Genomic DNA, 26,355 nt, shown 5'->3' on the forward strand with positions numbered 1-26,355 from the left:
TTCGCCTTTCGCTTCCTCGCGACCTCACACACGCCATGGCCCAGTACGTCTTCACCATGAACCGCGTCGGCAAGATCGTGCCGCCGAAGCGCCAGATCCTGAAGGACATCTCGCTGTCCTTCTTCCCGGGGGCCAAGATCGGCGTGCTCGGCCTCAACGGCTCGGGCAAGTCGACGCTGCTGAAGATCATGGCCGGCCTCGACAAGGACATCGAGGGCGAAGCGCAGGCGATGCCGGACCTGAAGATCGGCTACCTGCCGCAGGAGCCGCAGCTGAACCCGGCGCAGACCGTGCGCCAGGCGGTCGAGGAAGGCATCGGCGGCGCGCTGGCCGCGCAGAAGCGCCTCGAAGAGGTGTACGCCGCCTACGGCGAGCCCGATGCCGACTTCGACAAGCTGGCCGCCGAGCAGGCCGATCTCGAGGCGATCATCGCGGCCTCCGGCGGCGAGAACACCGACCACGTGATGGAGATCGCCGCCGACGCGCTGCAGCTGCCGCCGTGGGACGCGACGATCGGCCCGCTGTCGGGCGGCGAGAAGCGCCGCGTCGCGCTGTGCCGGCTGCTGCTCTCGAAGCCGGACATGCTGCTGCTCGACGAGCCGACCAACCACCTGGACGCCGAGTCGGTCGACTGGCTCGAGCAGTTCCTCAAGCGCTTTCCCGGCACCGTGGTCGCGATCACCCACGATCGCTACTTCCTCGACAACGCGGCCGAGTGGATCCTCGAGCTCGACCGCGGCCGCGGCATTCCGTACAAGGGCAACTACTCGCTCTGGCTGGACCAGAAAGAGCAGCGCCTGGAGCAGGAACAGCGCACCGAGGACGCCCGCACCAAGGCGATGAAGGCCGAGCTGGAGTGGGTGCGCAAGAACGCCAAGGGCCGCCAGGCCAAGAGCAAGGCGCGCCTGGCGCGCTTCGAGGAGCTGAGCGACGTCGACTACCAGAAGCGCAACGAGACCAACGAGATCTTCATCCCGGTCGGCGAGCGCCTGGGCAACGAGGTGATCGAGTTCAAGGGCGTCTCGAAGAGCTTCGGCGACCGGCTGCTGATCGACAACCTGAGCTTCAAGGTGCCGGCCGGCGCGATCGTCGGCATCATCGGCCCGAACGGTGCCGGCAAGTCGACCATCTTCCGCATGATCCAGGGCGTCGAGCAGCCCGATTCGGGCGAGGTGGCGATCGGCAAGACCGCGCGCCTGGCCTTCGTCGACCAGAGCCGCGAGAGCCTGGCGGCCAACAAGACGGTGTGGGAAGACGTCTCCGGCGGCCTCGACAACATCATCGTCGGCAAGTTCGTGATGCCCTCGCGCGCCTACATCGGCCGCTTCAACTTCAAGGGCAACGACCAGCAGAAGCTGGTCGGCTCGCTGTCGGGCGGTGAACGCGGCCGCCTGCACCTGGCCAAGACGCTGGCGCAGGGCGGCAACGTGCTGCTGCTCGACGAACCGTCGAACGACCTCGACGTCGAGACGCTGCGCGCGCTCGAAGACGCGCTGCTCGAGTTCGCCGGGTCGGTGATGGTGATCAGCCACGACCGCTGGTTCCTCGACCGCATCGCCACGCACATCCTGGCCTGCGAGGGCGACTCGCAGTGGTTCTTCTTCGACGGCAACTACCAGGAGTACGAAGCCGAGAAGAAGAAGCGCCTCGGCGAAGAAGGCGCCAAGCCGCATCGCCTGCGTTTCAAGGCGCTGAAGTAAGCGGCATTGAAAGAGACGTGACCGGCGGTTGCGCAGGTCACGCCGAGTCACAAACAGCGCTGTCGCACCGGCAACCGCCCCGCGACACTGCCGCGGCGGAGAAGCCGCGAGCGAGGCGTTGATGGGACACAACAAGGGACGGCGCGTGCCGAGGCACGCGCTGGTGGCGGTGTTGACCGCCGCATTGCTGGCCGCTTGCGGCGGCGGAACGTCGGACGAGGGCGCGCCGGCCGCAGCCGCAGCCGCTGACGACGGCGATCAACGGCGCAGCGCGCTGGCGGTCGCCGACCCTAAGGCCACCGAGCTCGATGCGGTGCGGCTGGCCAACCAGGCCAGCTTCGGCCCGACGCAGACGATGCTCGCCGACATCCGCACCAAAGGCACCGCGGTCTGGGTGCGCGACCAGCTGCTGCAGAACAGCTCGCGCTACGCGCTCGGCGGCGGCGACGCGGTGCACAAGAATGTCGGCGGCACCTTCTTTTGCGACACCGCGGCGCAGTCCGGCAACCCGAACTGCTGGCGCGACTGGTTCTCCGCGCAACCGCTCGTGTGGGACTTCTACCGCAACGCGACGACCAAGCCCGACCAGCTGCGCCAGCGCGTCGCCTTCGCGCTGCAGCAGATCGCGGTGGTCAGCGAGCTCGAGGTCAGCGGCACCTACGGCCTGCGCAACTACCACAACGCGCTGCTGGCCAACGCCTTCGGCAATTACCGCGACGTGCTGAAGAAGGTGATCCTGTCGCCGGTGATGGGCGACTACCTCGACCAGGTCAACAACGACAAGACGGCACCCAACGAGAACTTCGCGCGCGAGCTGCTGCAGCTGTTCTCGCTCGGCCCCTGCCTGCTGCAGCGCAACGGGCAGCTCAGCGGCGGCAGCTGCATGCCGACCTACGACAACCAGAAGGTGCGCGAGTACGCCTTCGCGCTGACCGGCTGGACCTATCCCGCCGGCGGCAGCACCGCCTGGGGCTGCTGGCCGCAGGGCGCCAACTGCACCTACTACGGCGGCGACATGGTCGCCGCGCCGCTGCTGCGCAACACCGCTGCGCGGCAGCTGCTGTCGGGCGGCACGGTGCCCGCGGGCGCCACCGCGCCGCAGGCGCTCGAGGCGGTGCTCGACAGCCTGATCAACCATCCGAACATCGCGCCCTTCGTCGGCCAGCGGCTGATCCAGCATCTGGTGATGAGCAACCCGTCGCCGGGCTATGTCGACCGCGTCGCGCAGGCCTTCATCGCCGGGCGCTTCGTCTCGACCGGGATCACCTTCGGCACCGGGCGCCGCGGCGACCTGGCGGCCACGGTCGCCGCGGTGCTGCTCGATGCCGAGGCGCGCGACGAAGCCGTCGCCGCGCGCCGCGGCGGGGCGCTGCGGCCGCCGGCGCTGCTGTTCACCGGCGTGCTGCGTGCGCTCGGCGGCAAGACCGACGGCGAGCCCTTCGGCTGGTGGTGGGGCGAGGTGCTGCGCCAGCACCTGTTCCGCCCGCCGTCGGTGTTCAACTTCTATCCGCCGAACTATCCGGTCGCCGGCACCGCGCTGGTCGGCCCCGAATACGGCATCCACAATGCCAACGCCGCATTGGAGCGGCTGAATTACCTGACCTACCTGCTCGAGTGGGGCGGCTCGGCGCCGGTTGCCAGCGTCCCCGGCGCCACCGGCACCTCGGTGAGCCTGAACAGCTGGACCGCGCAGGCCGACAATCCGGCGACGCTGGTCGACAGCCTGTCGCTGCGCGCGCTCGGCCGCCCGCTGGCCGCGGGGCCGCGCACGCAGGTGATCAACGCCGTCTCGTGGTGGACCGCGCAGACCGGCGGCGCGACCTGGCGCACGCAGCGCGTGCGCGCCGCGGCCTGGCTCGTCTTCGCCTCCCCCGACTACCAGGTGCAACGCTGATGAAACCCACTCCTTTCACGCGCCGTGACTGGTTGAAGTCCGGCGCCGCCCTGCTCGCCGGCGGCACGCTGTTCGGCTCCGGCCTGCGCAACGCGCAGGCGGCCGACTACAAGGCCCTCGTCTGCATCTTCCTGTACGGCGGCAATGACGGCATGAACATGGTCGTGCCGACCGACGGCGCGCGCTACGGCCAGTACGCCGCGGTGCGCGGCGGGCTGGCGATTCCGGCCGGGCAGCTGGTGGCCCTGGGCAGCAGCGGCTACGGCCTGCACCCGTCACTCGCTGCGCTGGCGCCGCATTTCAGCCAGGGCACGCTGGCGCCGGTGTTCAACGTCGGCCCGCTCTATGCACCGCTGAACAAGGCGCAGTACCGCGCCGAGCCGGAAGGCTCGCCGCTGATCCCCGACAACCTGTTCTCGCACTCGGACCAGCAGATCCTGTGGGAATGCGGCAGCACCGATGCGCAGAGCCGCACCGGTTGGGGTGGCCGCGCGTCGGCCGCGCTGGCCACCGCGAACCCGGTGATCTCGGTCGGCGGCAACGGCCATTTCGGCGTCGAGGACCTGCGCGTGCCGCTGGTGCTGCCCGAACCGGGCGCCACCTTCGGCGCCTACGGCCTGCGGCCCCAGGACACCTGGACGCCCTATGCGCTGCGCAAGCAGGCGGTCGCCGCGCTCTATGCCCAGGCCCAGCCGGTCGACCTGGCCACGTCCTTTGCCAGTCAGCAGCTCGGCGCCTTCGCAATGTCCGAGCGTCTGGCCGCGCTGATCGCCTCGGTGCCGGGCGACGCGCAGGCCAACCCGGTGATCGACGCCGCGTTCGCGCCGCTGATCCAGGGCCAGAGCCTGAAGACGCCGATCGCCGAGCAGCTGTACCAGGTCGCCAAGCTGGTGCTCGGCCGCGCGACGGTGCAGGGCGACCGGCAGATCTTCTTCGCGCAGATGGGCGGCTTCGACACGCACCGCGACCAGATCGACGGCGGCAACCCGACCGGCGGCGTGCACGCGATCCTGCTGCGCCAGCTCGGCGATGCGCTGGCGGCCTTCCAGACCGCGATGATGAATCTCGGCCTCGGGCAACAGGTCACCAGCTTCACGCAGGCCGACTTCGGCCGCACCTTCGCGCCGAACGCCAGCGCCGGCACCGACCATGCCTGGGGCAACCACCAGCTGGTGATCGGCGGCGCCGTGCGCGGCGGCCGCACGCACGGCGTGTATCCGACGCTGGCGCTCGGCGGGCCCGACGATGTCGGCGTCGACAGCTGGGAGCGGCAGGGCCGCTGGATCCCGACCGCCGGCGTCGACCAGTACGCGGCGACGCTGCTGCGCTGGTTCGGCGCCACCGAGGCGCAGCTCGACGGCGTGTTGCCGAACCTCGTCAATTTCGGCAGTCAGCGCTCGCTCGGCTTCCTGTAGCGCCAGGCGGCCCGGCCCGCTGCGTGCGGGCGGCGGGCCTTGAAGGGGAACCTGGACACCGGTTCGGCGGTCCACGGAAGTGTCTGCCCTCGTGCGGCGGGCCGGCGGCCGGCCGTGCGGGCCCACGCTTGCCCTTCGAACACCCATGACCGCAGCCTCTCGCTCGTCCCGTCATCCCCTGACGCCCCTGACACCGTTCACGGGCCCCGCCGTGCTCGCCCTGCTGGCGGCGTGTGCCACCCCGCCACCCGCCGCGGCACCGGCCGCACCGGCCACGGTCGCCGTGGCGGCGACGCCGCCGGCCGCGGCATCGGGTCCGGCAGCCGCGGCATCGGGCCCGGCGGCGGCCGCCTCCGGCCCGGCCGCCCGGCCGCCGGGCGCCGCGGCTGCACCGTCGCCCGGCCAACCGCCGGCCTTCGCGACGGTGATCCGTGACGCCAAGCGCAGCGAGGGCCTGTTCGTGGTCTGGCGCAAGGACGAGAAGGTCTGGTTCGAGCTGAAGCCGGCGGACTTCGACAAGCCCTTCTTCCTGTCGCCCAAGCTCGCCTCGGGCATCGGCGAGGCGTCGATCTTCGGCGGCACGATGGCGCGGCCGCAGGTGGTCGAATTCCGCCGGCTGCACAACCTGGTGCAGCTGCTGGCGCTGAACACCGCCTACATCGCCAAGCCGGCGACGCCCGAGGCGCGGGCGCTGGCCGCGTCGTATTCGCCGAGCCTCTTGGCCAGCACGGCGGTGGCCAGCCTGCCGCATCCGCAGCGCGGCACCGTGCTCGTCGATGCCAGCGCGCTGTTCGTGGCCGACCTGCTGCAGATCGCGCCGCAGCTGCAGCGCAGCTACCGCCAGGGTTATGGCTTCGATGCGCGCAACTCGGGCGTCACGACGGTGCGCGGCAAGCCCGACATGCTGGTGCTCGAGGTGACCAGCCATTTCGCGACCGCCGTGATCGCCGTGCCGACGCCGGGCACCCCGCCGGGGCCGTCGCCAACCGCTCCGCGCACGCTGCCCGACGCGCGCAGCATGTTCGTCAATGTGCACTATTCGCTCGCCAAGCTGCCCGAGCAGGTGATGCCCGCGCGTGCCGCCGACCCGCGCATCGGCCACTTCGTGCACCTGCAGCACGATTTCGGCGACGACCTGGCGCGCACGCCGAAGCTGCGCCACGTCGCGCGCTGGCGGCTCGAGAAGAAGGACCCGGCGGCGGCGCTGTCCGAGCCCGTGAAGCCGATCACCTACTGGATCGATCGCACCGTGCCGGTCAAGTACCGCGGCGCGATCAGCGAAGGCATCCTCGAGTGGAACAAGGCCTTCGAGCGCATCGGTTTCAAGGACGCCGTGGTCGTCAAGGTGCAGCCCGACGACGCCGACTTCGACACGCTGGACTTCGGTGTCGCCTCGGTGCGCTGGATGGTCAACGCGAGCCCGTCCTTCGGCGCGATCGGACCGCGCCACGTCGATCCGCGCTCCGGCGAGATCCTGGATGCCGACATCGCGTTCGAGAGCCTGTCGTCGCGCAACGTGCGCAGCTACCGCTCGCGCATCTTGGGCGGCAGCGATGCCGGGGCCACCCAGGCGGCCTGGGCCGAACTGCTGCAGGTCGGCCGGCCGGCGGGGGCCGCGGCGGCGGCGCAGGGTCACGCCGCTGCGCTTGCGCAGGGGCTTGGACATCCGCATGATGCGCTGTGCCAGCACGCGACTTTCGGCGCCGAGCAGCTGGCCTACGGCCTCGACGTGCTCGCCGCGCAGGGCGAGCTCGAGCCCGACAGCCCCGAGGCCGAGGCCTTCGTGCTGGCCTTCCTGAAGGACACCGCGATGCACGAGGTCGGCCACACGCTCGGCCTGCGCCACAACTTCCGCGCCTCGCGCATCTACACCGAGGCGCAGCTGGCCGATCCCGAGTTCACGCGCGCGAACGGCTTGACCGGCTCGGTGATGGAGTACCCGGCGATCAACCTGCCGCGCCCGGGCGAGCGCCGCGCGGCGCCGTTCCAGACCACGCTCGGCCCCTACGACTACTGGGCGATCGAATACGCCTACAAGCCGCTCGGCGCCACCGACGAGGCCGCCGAGCTCAAGCGCATCGCCGCGCGCAATGCCGAGCCCGAGCTGGCCTTCGGCACCGACGAAGACCATTTCTTCGGCATCGACCCCGATTCGCTGCAGTCGGACCTCGGCCGCGAGCCGCTGGCCTTCGCGCGCAAGCGCTTCGAGATCGCGCAGGACCTGTTCCGCCGCCAGGAGCGCCGCACGCTGTCGCCGGACGAGGACTACGGTGCGCTGCGGCGCGCGCTGCGCTTCGCGGTGATCGACGCCGGCCGCGCCGCGGGCACGGTGCTGCGCCAGGTCGGCGGCGTGCGCACGCTGCGCGACTTTCCGAACAGCGGCCGCGACCCGCTGCAGCCGGTGCCGCCGGCCGAGCAGCGGGCGGCGATGGCGCTGCTGTCGCGCCATGTTCTGGCGGCCGACAGCCTGGTCATCTCGCCGGCCCTGCAGCGCCGCCTGGCACCGGACTACCTGGAGCGCGGCGACTCGGTGCTGTTCGGCGACGACGAGGTGCCGACCGACTACCCGCTGGCGCAGGCGCTGCACGAGATGCGGCGCGCCGTGCTGACGCAGCTGATGAGCGACGCTCTGGCGGTGCGCGTGCTCGACAGCGAAGCCAAGGCCGCGCGGCCGGCCGAGGCCTTCCCGCTGACCGAGCTGTACAAGCGGCTCGAGAACGACGTCTGGAGCGAGCTCGGCGGCAAGGGCGACATCCCGGCGCCGCGCCGCGAGCTGCAGCGCGAGCACCTGAACCGGCTGGCCGCGGCGCTGCTGCGGCCCGGCGGCGGCCTGCGCGCCGACGCGCGCAGCCTGTGGCGCTCGCAGGCGCAGGGGCTGCTGCCGCGGCTGGAGGCGGCGACCCGACGACCCGAGCTGAGCGAAGCCGCGCGCGTGCATCTGAAGGACAGCGCGGACACACTGCGCGCCGCCCTGGCCGCACCGCTGCAGCGCGCGGGGGTCTGAGCTGGAGGGTCAGTTCGGCAGGCCGAACGCGTAGAGCTTGTTATTCGGCGTGCCGAAGCCGAGGTTGCTGTAGCCCGAGCCCCAGAACAGCATGCCGCCTGAAATCGCGGCACCGGACAGGCACGAGCCGCCGCTCGCGAAGCTCCACAGCACGGCGCCGGTGGCGGCATTCAGCGCGTACATGTGCCCCGCGGCATCGAGCGAACAGCCGTACACGACCCCGTTGGCCGACGACACCGGGCCGGACGGGCCGCCGCCGGCACCGGCGCCCGGCAAGGGGTCGGCCGTCTGCCACAGGATCTGGCCGGTCGTTGCGTCGAGCGCACTCCAGCCGCCGCGCGTCGTCGATGGGCCACCGAGCGGCGTCCACGAAATCGCGTTGCTGTTCGGATTCGCCGTGTAGACCCGCGTGCCGTCGACCGCCGAGCCCCACTGCAGGCCGCCGGCCGTGCCACCGGGGCCGGTCTGCGTCACCCACACGACGGCGCCGGTGTCCGGGTTCAGCGCCCAGTATTGGCCGCTCTTCTGGCCCGCTCCGACCAGCTCGAGCGGCTTGCCCTTGCCGGCCTTGGCCTTGAACAGCGCCGGCGCCTGGCCGAAGTCGTAGTCCGGGCCGGCCGGCTCGGGGCAGTTGCTGCCGTCGCCGACGAACGGGATGCAGTCGACCGTCCAGGCATCGTAGGGGATCGCTCGCGTGGCCCAGCGGATCGCGCCGGTCCTCATGTCCAGCGCGAGGATGCTGTCGAAATGGTCATCGGCGGGCAGGCAGGCCGCCTTGGCGACCGGGTCGGTGCCGGCGGCCGAGACGCAATCGAGCACCGCTTGCGGCACCGTGTAGTTGTTGCCCGTCGCGACGTAGATCTGGCCTCGTTTCGGATCGATCGCCGGCGAGCTGCCCCAGATCGCATTGCCGGTGTAGCCGGCCGGCACGGCCGGCACCGTGTGCGTCTTCCACAGCACCTGGCCGTTGGCGAGGTTCAGCGCCAGCATGCTGCCGCGGAACGACAGCTGGTAGCCGGGCACGAAGGCCGCGAGCGCCTCCTCGAGCGAGGCGACGCCGACGTACACCCGGCCGTCGTGCACCGTGGCCGACTGCGTGATGATCGCCGCGGGATGCGGGTCGGCCGTCGTGTTCCACAGCAGCGCACCGGTGCGCTTGTCGAAGGCCAGCACCCGGCCGCCAGGCCCGCCGCCGAACAGGATCGAGCCCTGCGTGCCGACGATGACCTTGCCTTCGGCCACGGCCGGCGTGGCGCGGGCCTTGTCGTTCGGCACGCCGGTGAGCGACGGGATGTGCGCGGTCCACCGGAGCTGGCCGTTGCGCTTGTCGACGGCGTACAGGAACCCGGCCCAGTCCGGCACGTACACGGTGTCGCCGTCGACCGCCGGGGTGGCCGACACGTCGCCCGCGGTGGTCAACGACCATTTGACGACCAGGCTGCCGACGTTCGACGGCCCCAGCTTGTGCTCATGGGCCTGGTGGCGGGTGTTCTCGCGGTCACCGCCGGAGAAGTTCCACTGCTGGCCTTCGGCCGCGAACGTGGCGTGCGGCATCAGCGCCGCGCCGACCGACAGCATCGCCGCGCAGGCGGCCACCGGCAGCCGGGCTGCCCTCGAACGGATGATCATCGTCCTCGCTCCCGCGGACGTTGGGCGTCCGCCTTGGCGCGGGGCGGCAAGCGCACAGCCCGCATGTGCTCGCCATCGTTGGCCGCCGGCCGATCGGGCCAGCGCGAGGGCGACAAAGGCCGGCGGATGTGACCTGGATGCTCCAGCGCGCGATACAGGGGTAAACCCGTGCCGATCATCGTTGCGCCTGTCGCTCGCGACCCGCCGAGCGTCGTTCGTCGCAATCACTCGGCCCGCGGCTTGGACACCGCCGGGCGGGCGGTTATCGTGCCGCCCAAGATGGCTTCGATTCCCCCTTCCTCCTCGACAGCGCCGCCGGGCTGGTCCGCGTCGCTGCGCACGCTCAGCGCGACCAAGGTCGCCTGGGCGCTCGGCTTCGCGGTCACCGTCGCGGCGCTGCTCAATCCGATCTTTGCGCCGCCGTTTCCGGTGCTGCTCGGGCGCACGATCTTCGTCGCGCTGGTGCTGCTGCTGGCCTTCACGCTGGCCGGCAACTGGCAGCGCCGCTGGCTGCCGCGCTGGTTCGCGCAGACGCTGGCGGTGGTGCTGGCGGCGCCGCTGGCGACGCTGGGCGTCTACCTGGTGTCGACCGGCGGCGACTTCGCGGCGATCCTGAGCCACCCGGGCCGCGTCGCCGGCTTCCTGTGGATCGCCGGCTGCGCGTTGTTCATTGGCCTGGTGCTGGCCACCGGCGCGATGGTGCGCGAGCGCGAGGCGCAATCGCACTCGCTGCAGCTGAAGTTCGAGCTCGAGCGGGCCCAGCTCGAGAAGCAGGCGCTCGACGCCCGGCTCGCGCTGCTGACGGCGCAGATCGAGCCGCATTTCCTGTTCAACACGCTGGCCAATGTGCAGGCGCTGGTCGAAACCGGCTCGCCGCGCGCCGCCGAGGTGTTGAAGAGCCTGATCGCCTACCTGCGCGCGGCGCTGCCGAAGCTGCACGAGGCCGGCCTGCCGACGCTGGCCAACGAGCTGCAGCTGGTGCGTGCGTACCTCGAGCTGATGCACCTGCGCATGCCGGATCGGCTGCAGTTTTCGGTCGACGTGCCGGCCGGCCTGCACGCCGAGCGGTTCCCGGCGATGGCCTTGCTGACGTTGGTCGAGAACGCCGTGCGCCACGGCGTCGATCCCAGCGAGGAGGGCGGCCGCATCGACGTCGGCGGCGCGCGCGCGGCCGACGGCGGCTGGCGGCTCTGGGTGGCTGACAGCGGCGTCGGGCTGACCGAGAATGCCGCGCCGGGCACCGGCTTGGCCAACCTGCGCGCGCGGCTGCAAGGCGTGTTCGGCGCCGGCGCGGTGCTCGAATTGAGCGAGCAGCCGCCCCACGGCGTGCGGGCCGAGATCGTCATTCCGCCGGCCGCCGTCCCGCCGAAGGCTTGAGCCATGACCGCCATGACCGCCATCACCGCACTGATCGCCGACGACGAACCGCTGCTGCGCGACCACCTGCAGGCGCACCTGGCGCGGCTGTGGCCCGAGCTGCAGATCGTCGGCCAGGCGCGCAATGGCCGCGAGGCGGTCGAGCTGTTCGAGCGCGAGCAGCCGCAGATCGTCTTCCTCGACGTGCACATGCCCGGCATGAACGGCATCGAGGCAGCGCGGGCGATCGCCCGGCGTGCGATGACCGTCTTCGTCACCGCCTACGAGCAGTACGCGGTGCAGGCCTTCGAACAAGGCGCGATCGACTACCTGATCAAGCCCTTCGACGAGGCGCGGCTGACCGACACGATCGGCCGCCTGCAGCAGCGGCTGCAGCAGCCCGCTGCCGCGGCGGCGCCGGGGGGCGACGACGGCGACCCCGGCGACCGCCTCGAAGCGGTGCTCGACCGGCTCGCCGCGCAGTTGCGTCACCAGGCCAGCGGCAAGCCCTGGCTGCAGTGGATCAAGGCCTCGGTCGGCAGCGCGGTGCGGCTGATCCCGGTCGAGCAGATCGCCTACCTGCGCTCGGACGAGAAGTACACGCTGGTGGTCTGGGAAGGCGGCGAGGCGCTGATCCGCAAGCCGATCCGCGAGCTGGTCGACGAGCTCGACCCCGAGCAGTTCGTGCAGGTGCACCGCTCGGTGATCGTCAACCTGCGCCAGGTCGCGCAGATCACCCGTGGCGCCAACGAAACCGCCGACGTGCACCTGAAGGGCCGCACCGAGACGCTGCCGGTCAGCCGCAGCTACCTGCACCTGTTCCGGCAGATGTGAGGGCAGGCGGTCTCAGCGACCGTCGCGCCACCCCACGTCACAACCCGCGCCGCCCACAGGCGCTGGCTGCCGCTTCAGCGGCAGGAGTTGGCGGGCATCAGGGTTCACCAGGGACTGGCCAGGGTCGGGAAAGCTTAACTGGCTGTAAAGCCGGCCGATATTCCATCGATCGGGCTGGCCTACCGCTGCCCAGAATCCTCGCCAAAGCTGTCTGACCCTGTCTGGAGACAAACGCATGCTGTCAAAAATCTCCGCCTCCATCGGCCGACGCCTGGCGTTCGGGTTCGGCGCCTTGATCGTCCTGCTCGTCCTGGTGGCGAGCTTTGCGGCCGTCACGACGCAGCGCCTGGGCGAACAAGTGCGCCAGATCGTCGAGGTGAACAACGAACGCTCGGCCACCGCGTACCGCATGCTGGACAACATGAACGCCATGGCGATCCAGGCGCGTTCGATCACGTTGCTGACGGATGCGAAGGAGATCGAGGCGGAATTGAAGCTGTTCGACAAATCGAAGGCCGAATACCTGAAGCAGGAGAAGGCGCTGATCACGCTGATGGCCGATGCCGACGCGACGTCGCGCAAGTTGAGTGACGAGATCACCGCCGCCGCCGCGAAGACCATCCCGCTGATCGCCCACGCCGCCAAGCAGGGCCAGGAAGGCGCCAACATCGACGCCACGATGACGCTGACGCTGCAGGTGCGGCCGGCCGAGATCGTCTGGCGCAAGAAGGTCGACGAGCTGATCACGCTGCAAGCCAGCCAGAACGCCGAGAGCTCGACCGCGGCGACCGTCGGCACGCGCCGCGCGGTGGTCATCGAAGCGGTGCTGGTCGCCGTGGCGATCGTCATCGGCGTGCTGGTCGCCTGGCGCATCACGCGCAGCATCAAGCGCCCGATCGAGCGCGCCGTGCAGGTCGCCGAACGCATCGCCGAAGGCGACCTGGCCAGCACCGTCGAGCAAGGCGGCCGCGACGAGATCGGCCGCCTGTTGCAAGCCATCGCCGCGATGCAGGGTCGCCTGCGCGGCCTGGTCGGCGAGATCCGCCAGACCGCCGATTCCATCCAGGTGGCCAGCGCCGAAGTGGCCACCGGCAATCAGGACCTGAGCCAGCGCACCGAGCAGGCCGCGAGCAATCTGCAGCAGACTGCCAGCTCGATGGAACAGCTCACCGGCACCGTGCGCCAGAGCGCCGATGCCGCGTCGCAGGCCAATCAATTGGCCGCCTCGGCGGCCGAAGTCGCTCAGCGCGGCGGCCAGGTGGTGTCGCAGGTCGTCAAGACCATGGATGCGATCAATACCAGCTCGAAGAAGATCGCCGACATCATCGGCACGATCGACGGCATCGCGTTCCAGACCAACATCCTGGCGCTGAACGCGGCGGTCGAAGCCGCGCGTGCCGGCGAACAGGGCCGCGGCTTCGCGGTCGTCGCCGGCGAGGTGCGTTCGCTGGCCCAGCGTTCGGCCGAAGCGGCGCGCGAGATCAAGGCGCTGATCGGCAACTCGGTCGACAAGGTCGAGACCGGCAGCCGCCTGGTCAGCGACGCCGGCTCGACGATGAACGAGATCGTCGCCAGCGTGCAGCGCGTGACCGACATCATCGGCGAGATCACTGCCGCGTCGAGCGAGCAGAGCGGTGGCCTGTCGCAGATCAACGGCGCGGTGACGCAGCTCGACCAGATGACGCAGCAGAACGCCGCGCTGGTCGAGGAGTCCGCCGCCGCCGCCGAGAGCCTGCGCGAGCAGGCCGGCCGCCTCTCCGGGCTCGTCGCCACCTTCAACCTGGGTGATGGCGCTGCCACTGCGGCGAAGGCGCCGCCGGCGGTTTCCGTCGCGCCGGTCGCCACGGCCAAGAAGCCGGTGGTCGTCGCCGCGCCGAAGAAGTCGACACCGGTCGCGCCGAAGGCCGCCGCCCAACCCGCAGCGACGACGGTTGCGGCCGCCGCGCCGCCGGCGAAGGCCCCCGCGGCCGCGGCCTCGGCCGCCCCCACCGACGAGTGGGAATCCTTCTGAATCCGACCGGAGCCGCCTCGTGAAACTGCTCAACCGCTTTTCGATCCGCGCGCGCTTCAACGTCATGATCGGCATCGTCACCGCCTCGCTGGTGGTGGCGGCGGCGGTCAACGCCGTCAGTGACCGCGCCAGCCGGCAGGACTCGGTGCAGGTGTTCGAGCAATCGAACGCCGCGCTGCTCGATGCCGGCGAGCTGCGCGAATCGATGGCCCAGATGCGCCGGCTCGAAGCCAGCATCATGGCCGTCGGCACCTCCAACGCGCTCGAGGTCGAGCGCTTCGGCAAGGAGTGGGAAGTCGCGGTGAAGGCCTCCAAGGCGGTCGCCGAGCGCATCGCCAAGGCCAGCTCGGCCACCGACGAGGTGCGCGCGATGACCGCCAACCATGCCAAGCTCGTCGGCGAGTACGCCGCGGTGATCCAGCCGCTGGCCGCGCAGCTCAAGGGCGCGCAGATCGACGGCGTCGTCGCGCTGGCCTATGCGGCCAAGGCCGAGGGCACCGTGAAGGCCATGGTCGCCAACGTCGACGCGCTGACCAAGGCGCAGCTCGTCCGAGTCGAAGCCATCCGCCAGCATGCCGACCAGCGCGCAGCGATCGCCGATGCGGTCAAGCTGTCGCTGATGGGCATGACGCTGGCGCTGTTCCTGCCGCTGGCCTGGCTGACTTCGCGCGCGGTGTGCAAGCCGCTCGACCGCGTCGTGCACATCGCCGAGCGCATCGCTGAAGGGGATCTGGGCAGCACCGTCGAACAGGGCGGCACCGGTGAGATCGGCCGCCTGCTGCAGGCCATCGCCGGCATGCAGGACCGCTTGCGCGGGTTGGTCGGCGAGATCCGGCACACCGCAGACTCGATCCAGGTGGCGAGCACCGAAGTCGCCACCGGCAACCACGACCTGAGCCAGCGCACCGAACAGGCTGCGAGCAATCTGCAGCAGACCGCCAGCTCGATGGAACAGCTCACCGGCACCGTGCGCCAGAGCGCCGAAGCCGCATCGCAGGCCAACCAGCTCGCCGCGTCGGCCGCCGAAGTGGCGCAGCGCGGCGGCCATGTGGTGTCGCAGGTCGTCAAGACCATGGACGCGATCAATGCCAGCTCGAAGAAGATCGCCGACATCATCGGCACCATCGACGGCATCGCGTTCCAGACCAACATCCTGGCGCTGAACGCCGCGGTCGAAGCGGCGCGTGCCGGCGAACAGGGCCGCGGCTTCGCGGTCGTCGCCGGCGAGGTGCGTTCGCTGGCCCAGCGTTCGGCCGAAGCCGCGCGCGAGATCAAGGCGCTGATCGGCAACTCGGTCGACAAGGTCGAGACCGGCAGCCGGCTGGTCAGCGACGCCGGCTCGACGATGAACGAGATCGTCGCCAGCGTGCAGCGCGTGACCGACATCATCGGCGAGATCACCGCGGCGTCGAGCGAGCAGAGCTCGGGGCTGTCGCAGATCAACGGCGCGGTGACGCAGCTCGACCAGATGACGCAGCAGAACGCCGCGCTGGTCGAAGAATCGGCTGCCGCCGCCGAGAGCCTGCGCGAGCAGGCCGGGCGCCTCGCCGGGCTCGTCGCCACCTTCCGTCTCAAGGGCGAGGCCCAGGCGGCTTAACGCGTTATCCACACGTCCACATCAGGAGTACAGCGTGGCGCTCAATCTTTCAATCGTCGGCCGCCTGCGGGTCATGGCCGGCCTGGTCACCGTCGCGGTGCTGTCGGTCGCGACCTACACCGGCTATGCCTACTACAACGCGTCGGTCGACCAGCGCCTGAGCACGACCCGCGCGGTGGTCGAGCAGTCGCAGGCCATCGCCAAGAAGTTCCACGAGGAAGAGAAGGCCGGCAAGCTGCCGGCGGCCGAGGCCCAGGCCAAGGCGATCGCCGAGATCATGGCGATCCGCTACGAGGGCAAGGAATACGTCTGGATCAACGACATGGCGCCCAAGATGGTGGCGCACCCGATCAAGCCGGAAATGAACGGCACCGACCTGTCCGGCTTCAAGGACCCGAACGGCAAGCACCTGTTCGTCGAGTTCGTCGAGATGGTCAAGAAGAACGGCTCGGGTCACGTGGACTACCTGTGGCCGAAGCCGGGCAGCAAGGACCCGGAGCCGAAGCGCTCCTACGTCGCGAGCTTCGCGCCCTGGGGCTGGGTCGTCGGCTCGGGCGTCTACATCGACGAAGTGCGCGGCGCGGCGGTGCGCTTCGCGGCGGTCAACATGGGCGTCGGCCTGGCGCTGTCGATCGGCGTGTTCGCCTTCGTGCAGGTGCTGGCCGGGTCGCTCAAGCGCCGGCTGCAGCTGGTCGAGCAGGGCCTGGAGGCGATCGCCGCGGGCAACCTGGCGGTGCAGATCGAGGGCGGTTCGAGCGACGAGATCGGCCGCCTGATCGGCGCGGTGCAGCGCACCCGCGACGGGCTCGCGCGCACGGTCACGCAGGTGCGGCAGTCGGCCGAGAGCATCCAGGTGGCGAGCAGCGAAGTGGCCACCGGCAACGCCGACCTGAGCCAGCGCACCGAGCAGACCGCCGGCAACCTGCAGAAGGCCGCCAGCTCGATGGAAGAGCTGACCGCCACCGTCAGCCAGACGGCCGAATCGGCGCGCACCGCGAACCAGCTCGCCAGCTCGGCAGCCGAGGTCGCGCAGCGCGGCGGCCAGGTCGTCTCGCAGGTCGTCGCGACGATGGACGAGATCAATACCAGCTCGAAGAAGATCGCCGACATCATCGGCACGATCGACGGCATCGCGTTCCAGACCAACATCCTGGCGCTGAACGCGGCGGTCGAAGCGGCGCGTGCCGGCGAGCAGGGCCGCGGCTTCGCGGTCGTCGCCGGCGAGGTGCGCTCGCTGGCTCAGCGCAGCGCGGAAGCGGCGCGCGAGATCAAGAGCCTGATCAGCTCCAGCGTCGAGAAGGTCGGCGAGGGCAGCCGCCTGGTCGGCGACGCCGGCAGCACGATGGGCGAGATCGTCGCCAGCGTGCAGCGCGTGTCCGACATCATCGGCGAGATCACCAACGCCACGCGCGAGCAGAGCCAGGGCCTGGGCCAGGTCAACGGCGCGGTCGTGCAGCTGGACCAGATGACGCAGCAGAACGCCGCGCTGGTCGAGCAGAGCGCCGCGGCCGCCGAAAGCCTGAAGGGCCAGGCGGTGAACCTGGCCGGCGTCGTCTCGACGTTCCGCCTGACCGCTTGACCGCCTGATCAGACCGGAGCGGTGCGCCGCTCCAGCCAGGCCAACGCCTCGCCGCTCACTTTGGGCGCGAGGCGTTCGCGCACCATCGCGTGGTAGCCGTTCAGCCACGCGATCTCGTCGGCGCGCAGCAGGCTCAGCTCGATGCAACGCGCATCGATCGGGCACAGCGTCAGCGTCTCGAACTCCAGCATCTCGCCGAAGGCGCCGTTCTCCGGCGTGTCGACCGGCGCGTTCAGCACCAGGTTCTCGATGCGCACACCCCACTGGCCCGGGCGGTACAGCCCCGGCTCGTTCGACGTGATCATGCCGGGCTCCATCGCCATCGTGGCTTCGGGCACCGCCTTGCTGATGCTCTGCGGGCCTTCGTGCACGTTGAGGAAGTAGCCGACACCGTGACCGGTGCCGTGGCCGTAGTCCAGGCCCTCGGCCCACAGCGGCGCGCGGGCGATGGCATCGAGCATCGGGCTCAGCGTGCCGCGCGGGAAGCGCACGCGTGACAGCGCCATCATCGCCTTCAACACCAGCGTGAAGTCGCGCTTCTGCGCGGCGCTCGGCTCGCCGATCGGCCAGACGCGGGTGATGTCGGTGGTGCCGCCGAGGTACTGGCCGCCGGAGTCGATCAGCAGCAGGCCGCTGCCCTCGAGCCAGGCGTAGGACTCGGGTGTCGCGCGGTAGTGCGGCAGCGCGCCGTTGGCATTGAAGCCGGCGATCGTCGAGAAGCTCAGGCCCTTGAAGCCGGGGCGCCTGGCGCGCTCGGCCGACAGGTGTTCGTCGATGATCAGTTCGCTGATGCGCTCGCCGCGTTCCAGCGCGGCCTCGAACCAGGCGTAGAAGTGGCACATCGCGGCGCCGTCCTCTTCCATCGCGGCGCGGATGAACCCGGCTTCGGCGGCACCCTTGCGGCTCTTGAACAGCGTGCTCGGGTTGATCGCCTCGATCACGCGCACGCCGGCCGCCACCTGCTCGCGAAAGCCCAACGTGATGCGGCGCGGGTCGACCAGCAGCGTGCTGCCGGCCGGCAGCGCGGCGAGCGCGGCAGCGGCCGCGCCGTAGTCGGCCAGCGTGATGCCATCGGCCTGCAGCTGCGCGGCGAGCGCGGCGGGCACCTTGCCGGCGCCGACGTACAGCGTCGCGCGCGTGGCGTCGATCAGCAGGTGGGCCAGGAAGACCGGGTTGTAGTCGACGTCGCCGCCGCGCAGGTTGGTGATCCAGGCGATGTCGTCGACGGTCGAGACGAAGTGGTGGCTGGCGCCGTGGCGGGCGACCGCTTCGCGCACGCGGGCCAGGCGCGCGCTGCGCGGCTCGACGGCCTCGGGCGCGGCATGGGCGTAGACGGTGGCCGCCGGCAGCCCGGGCCGGTCTGGCCAGACGTCGGCGAGCACGTCGAGGTTCGTGCGCAGCACGACGCCGGCGCCATCGAGCGCCGCACGCAGCGCCTGCGCGGCCGCCAGGCCGAGCACCTGGCCGTCGGCCACCACCTGCGCGCCGCGCGGTGTTTCACGGGCCAGCCAGTCGATGTGGTGCGTGGCGGCGCCGGTGGGGATCTTCACCAGTGCAATGCCACTGCCTTCGAGCTCACGCTCGGCCTGCACCCAGTAGCGGCTGTCGGCGAACAGCGCAGCTTGGGTCCTCGTGATCACCAGCGTGCCCATCGAGCCGGTGAAGCCCGACAGCCATTCGCGCCCCTGCCAGCGCCCGGGCAGGTACTCCGACAGGTGCGGATCGGCCGAGGGCACCAGCACCGCATGGGCGCCGTGGTGGGCGAGGGCTTCGCGCACACGCTCGACGCGTTCACGCACGGGGGAGATTCGGGTGTCCATGGTCAGGCTCCGTTGAGGCCGCGGCATCCGGGTGGGATGCCGGGCGAAAGACAAATTCTAGGAGGGTGAGGGGGTCGCGGGCGCCTTCGGCTTGTCCGGCTGCGCGACCACCCGCGCATGCCGCGCGAAGGTCCAGTAGCTCCAGGCCCAGTCGATCAGCACGACCAGCCGGTTGCGGAAACCGATCAGGAAATAGATGTGCGCGAAGAGCCAGAACAGCCAGGCCGGGTAGCCCGAGAAGCGCACGCGGCCAACGACGGGCGCTTCGAGCTGCACCACCGCCGCGTTGCGGCCCAGCGTCGACAGCGAGCCGTAGTCGGCGTACTTGAAGGGCCGCGTCGGCTCGCCGCGCAGCCGGCGCAGGATGTTCGCGGCCGCCAGCTTGCCCATCTGCTTGGCGGCCGGGCTGACGCCGGGCACCGGCTTCGGGCCCTGCTTCGTCGGCGACGTCGCCGCGGCCAGGTCGCCGATGACCTGGATCTCCGGGTGGCCGGCCAGCGACAGGTCGGGCTGCACGCTGACGCGGCCGGCGCGGTCCAGCGTCGCGCCGGCGCTCGCGGCGAGCGCCTTGCCCAGCGGCGACGCGGCGACACCCGCGGCCCACAGCACCGTGCGCGCCGGCAGGCGCTTTTGTTCGCCGCCTTCGCGGTAGTCGACGCCCTCGGCATCGATGCCGGTGACCTGGCAGCCGGTGTGCAGCTCGACACCGAGCTTGCGCAGCTGCTTCGCGGCGCTTTCCGACAGCCGCTCGTCGAAGGCACCGAGCACACGCGGCCCGCCTTCCATCAGCACGATGCGCGCCTGCCGCGAGTCGATGCGGCGGAACTCGTCCGGCAAGGTGTGGCGGGCGATCTCGGCCAGTGCGCCGGCAAGCTCGACGCCGGTAGGCCCGCCGCCGATGATGACGAAGTTGAGGCAGGCGCTGCGCTCGACATCGCTCGACGTGCGCTCGGCCTGCTCGAAGGCGCCGATGATGCGCGAGCGGATCGCGAAGGCATCGGTCAGCGTCTTCAGCCCGGGCGCGAACGCGGCCCAGTGGTCGTTGCCGAAGTAGCTGTGCGTCGCACCGGCGGCGACGATCAGCGCGTCGTAGCCGAGCAGGCTGCCGTCGTCGAGCTGCAGCGTCTTTTGCGCGGCATCGATGGTGGTGACCTCGGCGCGCAGGATCGTCAGCCGGCCGGTGCGCGTCTCGCGGCGCAGGATGTGGCGGATCGGACCGGCGACTGCCGGGGCCGCAACGTCGGCGGTGGCGACCTGGTAGAGCAGCGGCTGAAAGAGGTGGTGGTTGGTGCGGTCGATCAGGATCACTTCGACGGCCTCGCTGCGTGCCAGCGCGCGCACTGCCTCCAGGCCACCGAATCCGCACCCGATCACGCAGACGCGGGTGGTTGTCATGGCGCGCAAGCATATCTGGTGGTCACGGCTATCCTTCGCGCACGATGAGACTGCTGCTGGTGGAAGACGACCGCATGATCGGCGACAGCCTGCGCCAGGCGCTGAAGCTCGAGGGCCATGCGGTCGATTGGGTCTATGACCTGGCGGCAGCGCGCGCGTCGCTCGCCAGCGAGCATTTCGACCTCGTGCTGCTGGACCTCGGCCTGCCGGTCTCGGCCGGCGCCGCGCCGCAGCCGGCCAGCGGGCTGTCGCTGCTGAACGAGCTGCGCGGCCGCGGCGATGCGACGCCGGTGATCGTGCTGACCGCGCGCGATGCCACCAGCGATCGCGTTGCCGGCCTCGACGCCGGCGCAGACGACTACCTCGTCAAGCCCTTCGAGCTCGACGAGCTGAGCGCACGCATGCGCGCGGTCGCGCGGCGGCATGCCGGCCGCGCCGAGCCGGCGCTCGAGCACGCCGGCGTGCGGCTCGATCCCGCGACGCGCCGCGTCACGAAGGACGGCCAGCCGGTGCTGCTGTCGGCGCGTGAATACGCGGTGCTCGAGGCGCTGATGCAGCGGCCGGGCGCGGTGCTGTCGCGGGCGCAGCTGGAGGACCGGCTGTACGGCTGGGGCGAGGCGGTCGAGAGCAACGCGGTGTCGGTTTACGTGCACCAGCTGCGCAAGAAGCTGGGTGCGGAGTTCATTCAGAGCATGCGCGGCGTCGGCTACTTCCTCGCGGCCTCGTGAAACTCGCACCCACTTCGATCCGCGCGCGCCTGCTGCTGTCGCTGCTGGTTGCGCTGGCACTCGCGATCTGTCTCGTCGGGGTCATCAGCTACCGCAACGTGCTCGAGGAGACCGAGGCGCTGTTCGACTACCAGTTGCGGCAGATGGCCTTGTCGCTGCGCGACCAGGGCGAGATCGCCGGCGGCGACGCCGCGGCGCTCCAGGACGAGGACCTCGACTTCGTGATCCAGATCTGGCATGTCGACGGGCGCAGCGTGTATGCCTCGCGCAAGCACCGCGCGCTGCCGTCGCGCACGGTGCTCGGCTTCGCCGACATCGCGGTCGACGGCCAGGCCTGGCGCAGCTTCGGTGTGGCGGCGCGCGACCGCGTGATCCAGGTCGCGCAGCCGGTGCGCATCCGCCAGCGCCTGGCGGCCAATGCTGCGCTGCGCAGCGTGCTGCCGCTGGTGGCAGTGACGCCGCTGCTGGCGGCCGCGCTGTGGTGGCTGATCGCCCATTCGCTGCAGCCCTTGTCGCGGCTGGCGAAAGACGTGCGCGGCCAGGCGGCCGAGCGCCTGGCGCCGGTCAACGCGAACGGGCTGCCCGACGAGGTCGAGCCGCTGGTGGTCGCGCTGAACGGCCTGCTCGAGCGCCTGGGCCAGGCCTTCGACAGCCAGCGCGCCTTCGTCGCCGATGCGGCGCACGAGTTGCGCTCGCCGCTGACGGCGCTGAAGCTGCAGGCGCAGCTGGTGCGCCGCGCGCCCGACGAGGCGGCGCGCCATGCGGCGCTCGACGCGCTGGTCGCCGGTGTCGACCGTGCGACGCGGCTGGTCGAGCAGTTGCTGACGCTCGCGCGCCAGGAACAGCCGGCCGAGCAGCAGACGGTGGTGCTGGCGCCGCTGGCGCGCCAGGTGCTGGCCGACCTGGGACCGCAGGCGCAGGCGCGCGGCAGCACCTTGCAGCTCGACGCCGACGAGCAGGCGGCCGTGCGTGGCGACGCGGCCTCGCTGGCAGTGCTGCTGCGCAACCTGGTCGACAACGCGTTGCGCTACGCGCCGGCCGGCGGTGAGGTGCGCGTCGAGCTGAAGCGGGAAGGGCGCGGCGTGCTGTTGCGGGTCGACGATTCGGGCCCCGGCATCCCGGAGGCCGAACGCGAGCGGGTGTTCGAGCGCTTCGTGCGCGGCAGCAGCGCGTCAGCCGAGAGCGGCAGCGGGCTCGGGCTGGCGATCGTGCGCTCGATCGCCGGGCGGCACGGGGCGCGACTGCAGCTGGCGCAGGCACCGCTCGGCGGCTTGCGCGTCGAGCTGACGTTTGCGCAGGCCTGATCAGCTGGCGAAGAGGGGCCCGACCCGCCGCGCCGCCTCGCGCAGCGCCGCGGCGTCGTAGCCGGCATATCCGAACAGCCAGCCGCGCCGCGGCGATTGGATCGCATAGGCCGACAGCGGCGCCAGCAGCACGCCGGCTTCGCGGGCCTTGCCAGACAGCGCGGCGTCGTTGCGGCGGCCGCTCACTTCATGAGCTATGTGCATGCCCTGCTCGCTGGCTTCGAGCTTCACCGCGCCGCGGGTGGCCTTGGCCAGCGCATCGATCAGCAGCGCCTGCCGCTGTGGATACAGCTCACGCATGCGGCGCAGGTGCCGCAGCAGGTGGCCATCGGTGATGAAGCGCGCCAGCTGCCATTGCAGCTCGCCGGGGCTGTGGCGGTCGCACAGCGCCTTGGCGCTGGCGAAGGCGTTGGCCAGCCCCGGCGGCAGCACGATGAAGCCCAGCCGCAGGCCAGGGTGCAGCGACTTCGAGAACGTGCCGACGTAGAGCACCCGTTCCGCCCGCGCCAGCCCGGCCAGCGGCGGGATGCGGTGCGCGCCGTACTGGAACTCGCCGTCGTAGTCGTCCTCGACGATCCAGGCATCGCGTGCACGCGCCCAGTCGAGCAGCGCGATGCGGCGCTCCAGGCTCATGCGCACGCCGAGCGGGAACTGGTGCGTCGGCGTGACGACCGCCATGCGCGCGGCCGGCCAGTCGCGCGCGCCGGCGGCGATGTCCAGTCCTTCATCGTCGACGGCGACGGGCCGCGCCTGGGCGCCGTGGCCGATCAGGCAGGCGCGGATGCCGGGGTAGCCGGGGTCCTCCACCAGCACCTCGTCGCCCTCGTCGAGCAGCAGCCGGCCGATCAGGTCGATCGCCTGCTGCGAGCCGGAGCACACCAGCACTTGGTGCCCATCGCAGCGCAGCCCGCGTGAGAACAGCAGCCACTGCGCGATGGCCTCGCGCAGCGCGGGCAGGCCGGCGGGATCGAGGTATTGCGAGGTCAGCAGACGTTCGGCCGGGGTGAGCTGGCGCGCGAGGCGGTCCCACACGGCGTGGGGAAAGGCGGCCACCTCCGGCGCGCCGATGCGAAACGGCGCCGCGGCGACCAGCGGCGGCCGCCAGCGCAGGGCGGTGTCGGCGATCGCGCGGCCGCGCTTCGACAGTGCGGTCTCATCGAGCGAACGCGCCGGCGCCGCCGAGCGCAGCGCCGCCAGGCTGGGCGCGACGTAGCTGCCGTCACCGACCCGTGCCTGCACGTAGCCCTCGGCACGCAGCCGCTCCAGCGCCCACAGCACCGTGTTGCGCGCGACGCCCAGCGCCCGCGCATGCTCGCGCGACGGCGGCAGCCGCGTGCCGGCACTCAGCGTGCCCTGCTCGATCGCCTGGCGCAGCTGCTGGTAGACGCGCAGCCGCAGCGGCGGCGCCGGGACATTGGTTCCATCGGCCATGCGAGATTGGCTCCTTGCGCCGCAGCATATCCGGCTAGTCTTCAGGAACCAATCCCCGGACCCCTCGAGCATGAGCGAATACACCGCCCGAATCACCTGGCAGCGCCAGGACCAGCCCTTCGTCGACCGGCGCTACAGCCGGCGCCACGCCTGGACCTTCGACGGCGGCGCGGTCGTGCCCGGCTCGTCGTCGCCGCATTCGGTGCGCGTGCCGCTGTCCGATCCGGCGGCGGTCGATCCGGAGGAGGCCTTCGTCGCCGCGCTGTCGAGCTGCCACATGCTGTGGTTCCTCGACCTCGCCGCGCAGGCCGGCTGGGTCGTCGATCACTACGACGACGACGCCATCGGCGTGATGGCCCGCAATGCGCAGGGCAAGCTGGCGATGACCCGCGTCACGCTGCGCCCGCGCGTGCGCTTCGCCGGCGAGCGCCGGCCCGATCGCGCCGAACATGAGCGGCTGCACCATGCGGCGCACGACGCGTGCTACCTCGCGAGCTCGGTGACCGCCGAGCTGTCGTGCCAACCGATGATCGTCGAGTGAGGGCTGGGATGTACTTGCAGAAGCAGTTCGAAGAGAGGCGGCCGGAGGTGCTGCATCAGTTGCTCGCCGCACACCCGTTCGGCCTGCTGGTGCGGCAGGGGCCGGCCGGGCTGGTCGCCGATGCATTGCCGTGGCTGATCGAGCCCGGGCCGACGCCGGCCGGCACGCTGGTCGGCCATGTCGCGCGCGCCAATCCGCTGTGGCGTGAGCTGGCTGATGGCGACCAGGTGCTGGTGGTCTTCCAGGGCCCGCAGGCCTACGTCAGCCCGGGCTGGTATCCGTCGAAGGCCGAGCACGGCAAGGTGGTGCCGACCTGGAACTACGCGATGGTGCAGGCGCGGGGCCGGGTGCAGATTCACGACGACCCGGCGGCAGTGCGCGCGATCGTCGAGCGGCTGAGCGCCCGCCACGAGGGCGGCCGGCCGCGGCCGTGGACGCTGGACGACGCGCCGCCCGACTTCATGGACTCGCTGCTGCAGATGATCGTCGGCGTGCGCATCCCGCTGGACTCGCTCACCGGCAAATTCAAGCTGAGCCAGAACCGCGCGGCGTCCGATCGCGCCGGCGTGCGCGACGGGCTGGTCGCCGACGGCGGCGACGAGCGGCGCGCGATGGTCGACTGGATGGAGCGGCTCGAATCGTGATGCCGCTCGAGATCTCGCCATTCACCGCAGCCGACCGCGCCGGCTGGGAGCCGCTGGCGCGTGGCTACAAGGCCTTCTACCGCACCGAGCACACCGATGCGCAGTACGAGGCGACCTGGCAGCGCCTGCTCGCCGGCACGCAGCTGATCGGCCTGGCTGCGCGGCGCGACGGCCGGATGCTCGGCATCGCCCATGCGTTCTTCCATCCGACGGTGTGGGCCTCGGACGCGCTCTACCTGCAGGACCTGTTCGTCGACGAAGCGGCGCGCGGGCAGGGCATCGCCGCCGCGCTGATCGAGGTGCTGGCCGGACGCGCCCGCGCGGCGAATGTCTCGCGCTACTACTGGAACACGCACCACGAGAACGCCCGCGCCCGAGCGCTCTACGACCGCGTCGCGCGCTGGCACGGCTTCATCCGCTACGACGTCGCGCTGAATGCGGGTTAGGCGCGCATGAGCGATCTGCCACGCGCTGCAGCAGATCACCCGCGGCGGCCGGTGATGCCGTGCGCCATCAGCGTGGCCAGCAGCGGGATCAGCGCCAACAGGTGCACCTCGATCAGCAGCCAGCGGCGAACGCGTTTCAGCGCATCGGCCGGCGGCGTGAAGCCGGCATCGGCGCGCGCGGCCTTGGCCCACTGGATGAAGCGCAGCGTCGGCGGGATCGACAGCAGGCCGACCAGCACGAAGAGGCCGAACTTGGCGTGGAAGACCGGGTTCGACAGGTAGTAGGCGCTGCCCTTCAGGCCGAAGAAGATGCGCAGCGCGCCGGTGGCCAGCGTGGCGACGGCGAAGGCCGCGTACGTGGCATCGATGCGCTGCAGCCGCAGCAGCGCATCGGCGCGCAGGTTCGGCCGCGCCAGCAGCAGCTCGGCGACCAGCAGGCTGGCAGTGCCGATCAGCGCGACGAAGTGGGCATAGGCCAGCAGGCTGTCGAAGAGCAGGGCGTTCATGACGATGAATGTCCTCGGGGGGTCGGGATGGCGCTGCAGTCTGCCACCGGCGCGGCGGGCTGGCCTTCAATGCAGCGCCGGCACACGCAGGCGGTGCCGCGCTGCTCGGCCGGCAGGCGCGCGATCAGGGCGGCCGGGATGCGCACACCGGTGCACCAGCACGGCGTGTCGAAGCTGCCGCAGGCGGCCGGCGCGCAGCCGTTCGAGCCGCCGCACAGCGGGCAGCGCGTGTGGGGCAGTGGGATGGCGGCAGGCGGATTCATCGCCGCAGTATCGGCGTGACGCGCCTCTCTCGCCCCGCACGAGAAAGGGCTTGACCTAGAGTGCGCTCTAGCATTTCCAATCGCCGCCGGAGCAGTGATGAACGACGACCACCCCGCCCTGCACATCGGCGAGCTTGCCCGCCGCACCGGCCGCACGGTGCATGCGATCCGCTGGTACGAGACGCAGGGCCTGGTGCCCGGCGTGCAGCGCGATGGCGGCGGCCGCCGCATCTACCACGAGCGCCATGTCGGCTGGCT

Annotated in this window: 20 protein-coding genes and 1 pseudogene; 15 read left to right on the plus strand and 6 right to left on the minus strand. The window is 71.1% G+C overall.

Translation table 11 applies throughout. The features are described from left to right. Nucleotides 1–35 precede the first annotated feature (35 nt). From ettA to HLB44_RS12740, 4 genes are all read left to right on the plus strand, one after another. Nucleotides 36–1,700 carry an energy-dependent translational throttle protein EttA gene (ettA, locus tag HLB44_RS12725; protein WP_173122985.1) on the plus strand — a complete coding sequence of 555 codons (1,665 nt, stop codon included), beginning with the start codon at nucleotides 36–38 and terminating at the stop codon, nucleotides 1,698–1,700. Nucleotides 1,701–1,821: 121 nt separating this feature from the next. Then, nucleotides 1,822–3,594, plus strand: coding sequence for a DUF1800 domain-containing protein (locus tag HLB44_RS12730; protein ID WP_173122987.1), 1,773 nt, complete (start codon nucleotides 1,822–1,824; stop codon nucleotides 3,592–3,594). After that, nucleotides 3,594–5,009 (plus strand): DUF1501 domain-containing protein, encoded by a 1,416-nt coding sequence (locus tag HLB44_RS12735; RefSeq protein WP_173122988.1) that lies wholly within the window; start codon nucleotides 3,594–3,596, stop codon nucleotides 5,007–5,009. Before HLB44_RS12730 ends, HLB44_RS12735 begins: the two co-directional genes overlap by 1 nt. Nucleotides 5,010–5,220: 211 nt before the next feature. Continuing rightward, a complete protein-coding gene (locus HLB44_RS12740) occupies nucleotides 5,221–8,013 on the plus strand; it encodes a zinc-dependent metalloprotease (RefSeq protein ID WP_343051310.1) in 2,793 nt (930 codons plus the stop codon). Nucleotides 8,014–8,022: 9 nt separating this feature from the next. Here HLB44_RS12740 and HLB44_RS12745 read toward each other — a convergent pair whose 3' ends face one another. Beyond that, nucleotides 8,023–9,642, minus strand: coding sequence for an outer membrane protein assembly factor BamB family protein (locus HLB44_RS12745; RefSeq protein WP_217283652.1), 1,620 nt, complete (start codon nucleotides 9,640–9,642; stop codon nucleotides 8,023–8,025). Nucleotides 9,643–9,921: 279 nt separating this feature from the next. On the opposite strand from HLB44_RS12745, the gene HLB44_RS12750 reads away from it, so the two are divergent. The 5 genes from HLB44_RS12750 (at nucleotide 9,922) to HLB44_RS37860 (ending at nucleotide 17,019) form a co-directional block, all read left to right on the plus strand. Then, nucleotides 9,922–11,019, plus strand: coding sequence for a sensor histidine kinase (locus tag HLB44_RS12750; protein WP_173122990.1), 1,098 nt, complete (start codon nucleotides 9,922–9,924; stop codon nucleotides 11,017–11,019). Between the two features lie 3 nt (nucleotides 11,020–11,022). After that, entirely contained in the window at nucleotides 11,023–11,832 is an 810-nt protein-coding gene (locus HLB44_RS12755) for a LytR/AlgR family response regulator transcription factor (protein ID WP_343051311.1), read from the plus strand. A 235-nt stretch (nucleotides 11,833–12,067) separates the two neighbouring features. Further along, on the plus strand, nucleotides 12,068–13,843 hold the full coding sequence (locus tag HLB44_RS12760) for a methyl-accepting chemotaxis protein (RefSeq protein WP_173122991.1): 1,776 nt from the start codon (nucleotides 12,068–12,070) through the stop codon (nucleotides 13,841–13,843). A 19-nt stretch (nucleotides 13,844–13,862) separates the two neighbouring features. Further along, complete coding sequence (locus HLB44_RS37855) at nucleotides 13,863–15,440, plus strand: methyl-accepting chemotaxis protein (protein WP_343051312.1); 1,578 nt, start codon at nucleotides 13,863–13,865, stop codon at nucleotides 15,438–15,440. A 34-nt stretch (nucleotides 15,441–15,474) separates the two neighbouring features. After that, nucleotides 15,475–17,019 carry a methyl-accepting chemotaxis protein gene (locus tag HLB44_RS37860; protein ID WP_343051313.1) on the plus strand — a complete coding sequence of 515 codons (1,545 nt, stop codon included), beginning with the start codon at nucleotides 15,475–15,477 and terminating at the stop codon, nucleotides 17,017–17,019. An 8-nt stretch (nucleotides 17,020–17,027) separates the two neighbouring features. On the opposite strand, the gene HLB44_RS12775 is transcribed toward HLB44_RS37860, so the two are convergent. Together HLB44_RS12775 and HLB44_RS12780 are read right to left on the minus strand one after the other, a co-directional pair. Continuing rightward, nucleotides 17,028–18,839 carry an aminopeptidase family protein P gene (locus tag HLB44_RS12775; RefSeq protein ID WP_173122993.1) on the minus strand — a complete coding sequence of 604 codons (1,812 nt, stop codon included), beginning with the start codon at nucleotides 18,837–18,839 and terminating at the stop codon, nucleotides 17,028–17,030. 57 nt (nucleotides 18,840–18,896) lie between these two features. Then, nucleotides 18,897–20,234 carry an NAD(P)/FAD-dependent oxidoreductase gene (locus tag HLB44_RS12780; RefSeq protein WP_173122995.1) on the minus strand — a complete coding sequence of 446 codons (1,338 nt, stop codon included), beginning with the start codon at nucleotides 20,232–20,234 and terminating at the stop codon, nucleotides 18,897–18,899. Between the two features lie 44 nt (nucleotides 20,235–20,278). Here HLB44_RS12780 and HLB44_RS12785 point away from each other — a divergent pair, with 44 nt between their 5' ends. Together HLB44_RS12785 and HLB44_RS12790 are read left to right on the plus strand one after the other, a co-directional pair. Further along, nucleotides 20,279–20,962: a response regulator transcription factor gene (locus HLB44_RS12785; protein ID WP_173122997.1), complete on the plus strand. Its 684-nt coding sequence runs from the start codon at nucleotides 20,279–20,281 to the stop codon at nucleotides 20,960–20,962. Beyond that, entirely contained in the window at nucleotides 20,959–22,266 is a 1,308-nt protein-coding gene (locus HLB44_RS12790) for an ATP-binding protein (RefSeq protein ID WP_173122999.1), read from the plus strand. Before HLB44_RS12785 ends, HLB44_RS12790 begins: the two co-directional genes overlap by 4 nt. Here HLB44_RS12790 and pdxR read toward each other — a convergent pair whose 3' ends face one another. After that, nucleotides 22,267–23,697, minus strand: coding sequence for a MocR-like pyridoxine biosynthesis transcription factor PdxR (gene pdxR / locus HLB44_RS12795; RefSeq protein ID WP_173123001.1), 1,431 nt, complete (start codon nucleotides 23,695–23,697; stop codon nucleotides 22,267–22,269). Between the two features lie 70 nt (nucleotides 23,698–23,767). Here pdxR and HLB44_RS12800 point away from each other — a divergent pair, with 70 nt between their 5' ends. The 3 genes from HLB44_RS12800 to HLB44_RS12810 are packed head-to-tail and all read left to right on the plus strand — an operon-like array spanning nucleotide 23,768 to nucleotide 25,328. Then, nucleotides 23,768–24,238: an OsmC family protein gene (locus tag HLB44_RS12800; RefSeq protein ID WP_173123003.1), complete on the plus strand. Its 471-nt coding sequence runs from the start codon at nucleotides 23,768–23,770 to the stop codon at nucleotides 24,236–24,238. Nucleotides 24,239–24,246: 8 nt separating this feature from the next. Continuing rightward, nucleotides 24,247–24,882, plus strand: a complete 636-nt coding sequence (locus tag HLB44_RS12805; RefSeq protein ID WP_173123005.1) for an FMN-binding negative transcriptional regulator — start codon at nucleotides 24,247–24,249, stop codon at nucleotides 24,880–24,882. Next, nucleotides 24,882–25,328 carry a GNAT family N-acetyltransferase gene (locus tag HLB44_RS12810; RefSeq protein WP_173123007.1) on the plus strand — a complete coding sequence of 149 codons (447 nt, stop codon included), beginning with the start codon at nucleotides 24,882–24,884 and terminating at the stop codon, nucleotides 25,326–25,328. The genes HLB44_RS12805 and HLB44_RS12810 overlap by 1 nt, the downstream gene beginning before the upstream one ends. 35 nt (nucleotides 25,329–25,363) lie before the next feature. Here HLB44_RS12810 and HLB44_RS12815 read toward each other — a convergent pair whose 3' ends face one another. Continuing rightward, nucleotides 25,364–25,834, minus strand: a complete 471-nt coding sequence (locus tag HLB44_RS12815) for a DUF2214 family protein (RefSeq protein WP_246312247.1) — start codon at nucleotides 25,832–25,834, stop codon at nucleotides 25,364–25,366. Further along, nucleotides 25,831–26,097 carry a cysteine-rich CWC family protein gene (locus HLB44_RS12820; RefSeq protein ID WP_173123009.1) on the minus strand — a complete coding sequence of 89 codons (267 nt, stop codon included), beginning with the start codon at nucleotides 26,095–26,097 and terminating at the stop codon, nucleotides 25,831–25,833. Before HLB44_RS12820 ends, HLB44_RS12815 begins: the two co-directional genes overlap by 4 nt. A gap of 97 nt (nucleotides 26,098–26,194) precedes the next feature. Between HLB44_RS12820 and HLB44_RS38355 the strand changes: the two are divergent. Beyond that, nucleotides 26,195–26,350, plus strand: a pseudogene (locus HLB44_RS38355) (MerR family DNA-binding transcriptional regulator); the annotation flags it as partial. Nucleotides 26,351–26,355 lie beyond the last annotated feature (5 nt).

Origin of the sequence: Pseudaquabacterium terrae, assembly GCF_013266755.1 — a bacterium.
Lineage (GTDB): Bacteria > Pseudomonadota > Gammaproteobacteria > Burkholderiales > Burkholderiaceae_C > Pseudaquabacterium > Pseudaquabacterium terrae.

Bases quoted from the DNA above. Each gene is read 5' to 3' on its own strand.
- HLB44_RS12815 (WP_246312247.1), bottom strand. From the start codon at position 25,834: ATGAACGCCCTGCTCTTCGACAGCCTGCTGGCCTATGCCCACTTCGTC.
- HLB44_RS12730 (WP_173122987.1), top strand. From the start codon at position 1,822: ATGGGACACAACAAGGGACGGCGCGTGCCGAGGCACGCGCTGGTGGCG.
- HLB44_RS12760 (WP_173122991.1), top strand. From the start codon at position 12,068: ATGCTGTCAAAAATCTCCGCCTCCATCGGCCGACGCCTGGCGTTCGGG.
- pdxR (WP_173123001.1), bottom strand. From the start codon at position 23,697: ATGGCCGATGGAACCAATGTCCCGGCGCCGCCGCTGCGGCTGCGCGTC.
- HLB44_RS12810 (WP_173123007.1), top strand. From the start codon at position 24,882: ATGCCGCTCGAGATCTCGCCATTCACCGCAGCCGACCGCGCCGGCTGG.
- HLB44_RS12780 (WP_173122995.1), bottom strand. From the start codon at position 20,234: ATGACAACCACCCGCGTCTGCGTGATCGGGTGCGGATTCGGTGGCCTG.
- HLB44_RS12750 (WP_173122990.1), top strand. From the start codon at position 9,922: ATGGCTTCGATTCCCCCTTCCTCCTCGACAGCGCCGCCGGGCTGGTCC.
- HLB44_RS12745 (WP_217283652.1), bottom strand. From the start codon at position 9,642: ATGATCATCCGTTCGAGGGCAGCCCGGCTGCCGGTGGCCGCCTGCGCG.
- HLB44_RS12775 (WP_173122993.1), bottom strand. From the start codon at position 18,839: ATGGACACCCGAATCTCCCCCGTGCGTGAACGCGTCGAGCGTGTGCGC.
- ettA (WP_173122985.1), top strand. From the start codon at position 36: ATGGCCCAGTACGTCTTCACCATGAACCGCGTCGGCAAGATCGTGCCG.
- HLB44_RS12785 (WP_173122997.1), top strand. From the start codon at position 20,279: ATGAGACTGCTGCTGGTGGAAGACGACCGCATGATCGGCGACAGCCTG.
- HLB44_RS12735 (WP_173122988.1), top strand. From the start codon at position 3,594: ATGAAACCCACTCCTTTCACGCGCCGTGACTGGTTGAAGTCCGGCGCC.
- HLB44_RS12805 (WP_173123005.1), top strand. From the start codon at position 24,247: ATGTACTTGCAGAAGCAGTTCGAAGAGAGGCGGCCGGAGGTGCTGCAT.
- HLB44_RS12755 (WP_343051311.1), top strand. From the start codon at position 11,023: ATGACCGCCATGACCGCCATCACCGCACTGATCGCCGACGACGAACCG.
- HLB44_RS12800 (WP_173123003.1), top strand. From the start codon at position 23,768: ATGAGCGAATACACCGCCCGAATCACCTGGCAGCGCCAGGACCAGCCC.
- HLB44_RS12820 (WP_173123009.1), bottom strand. From the start codon at position 26,097: ATGAATCCGCCTGCCGCCATCCCACTGCCCCACACGCGCTGCCCGCTG.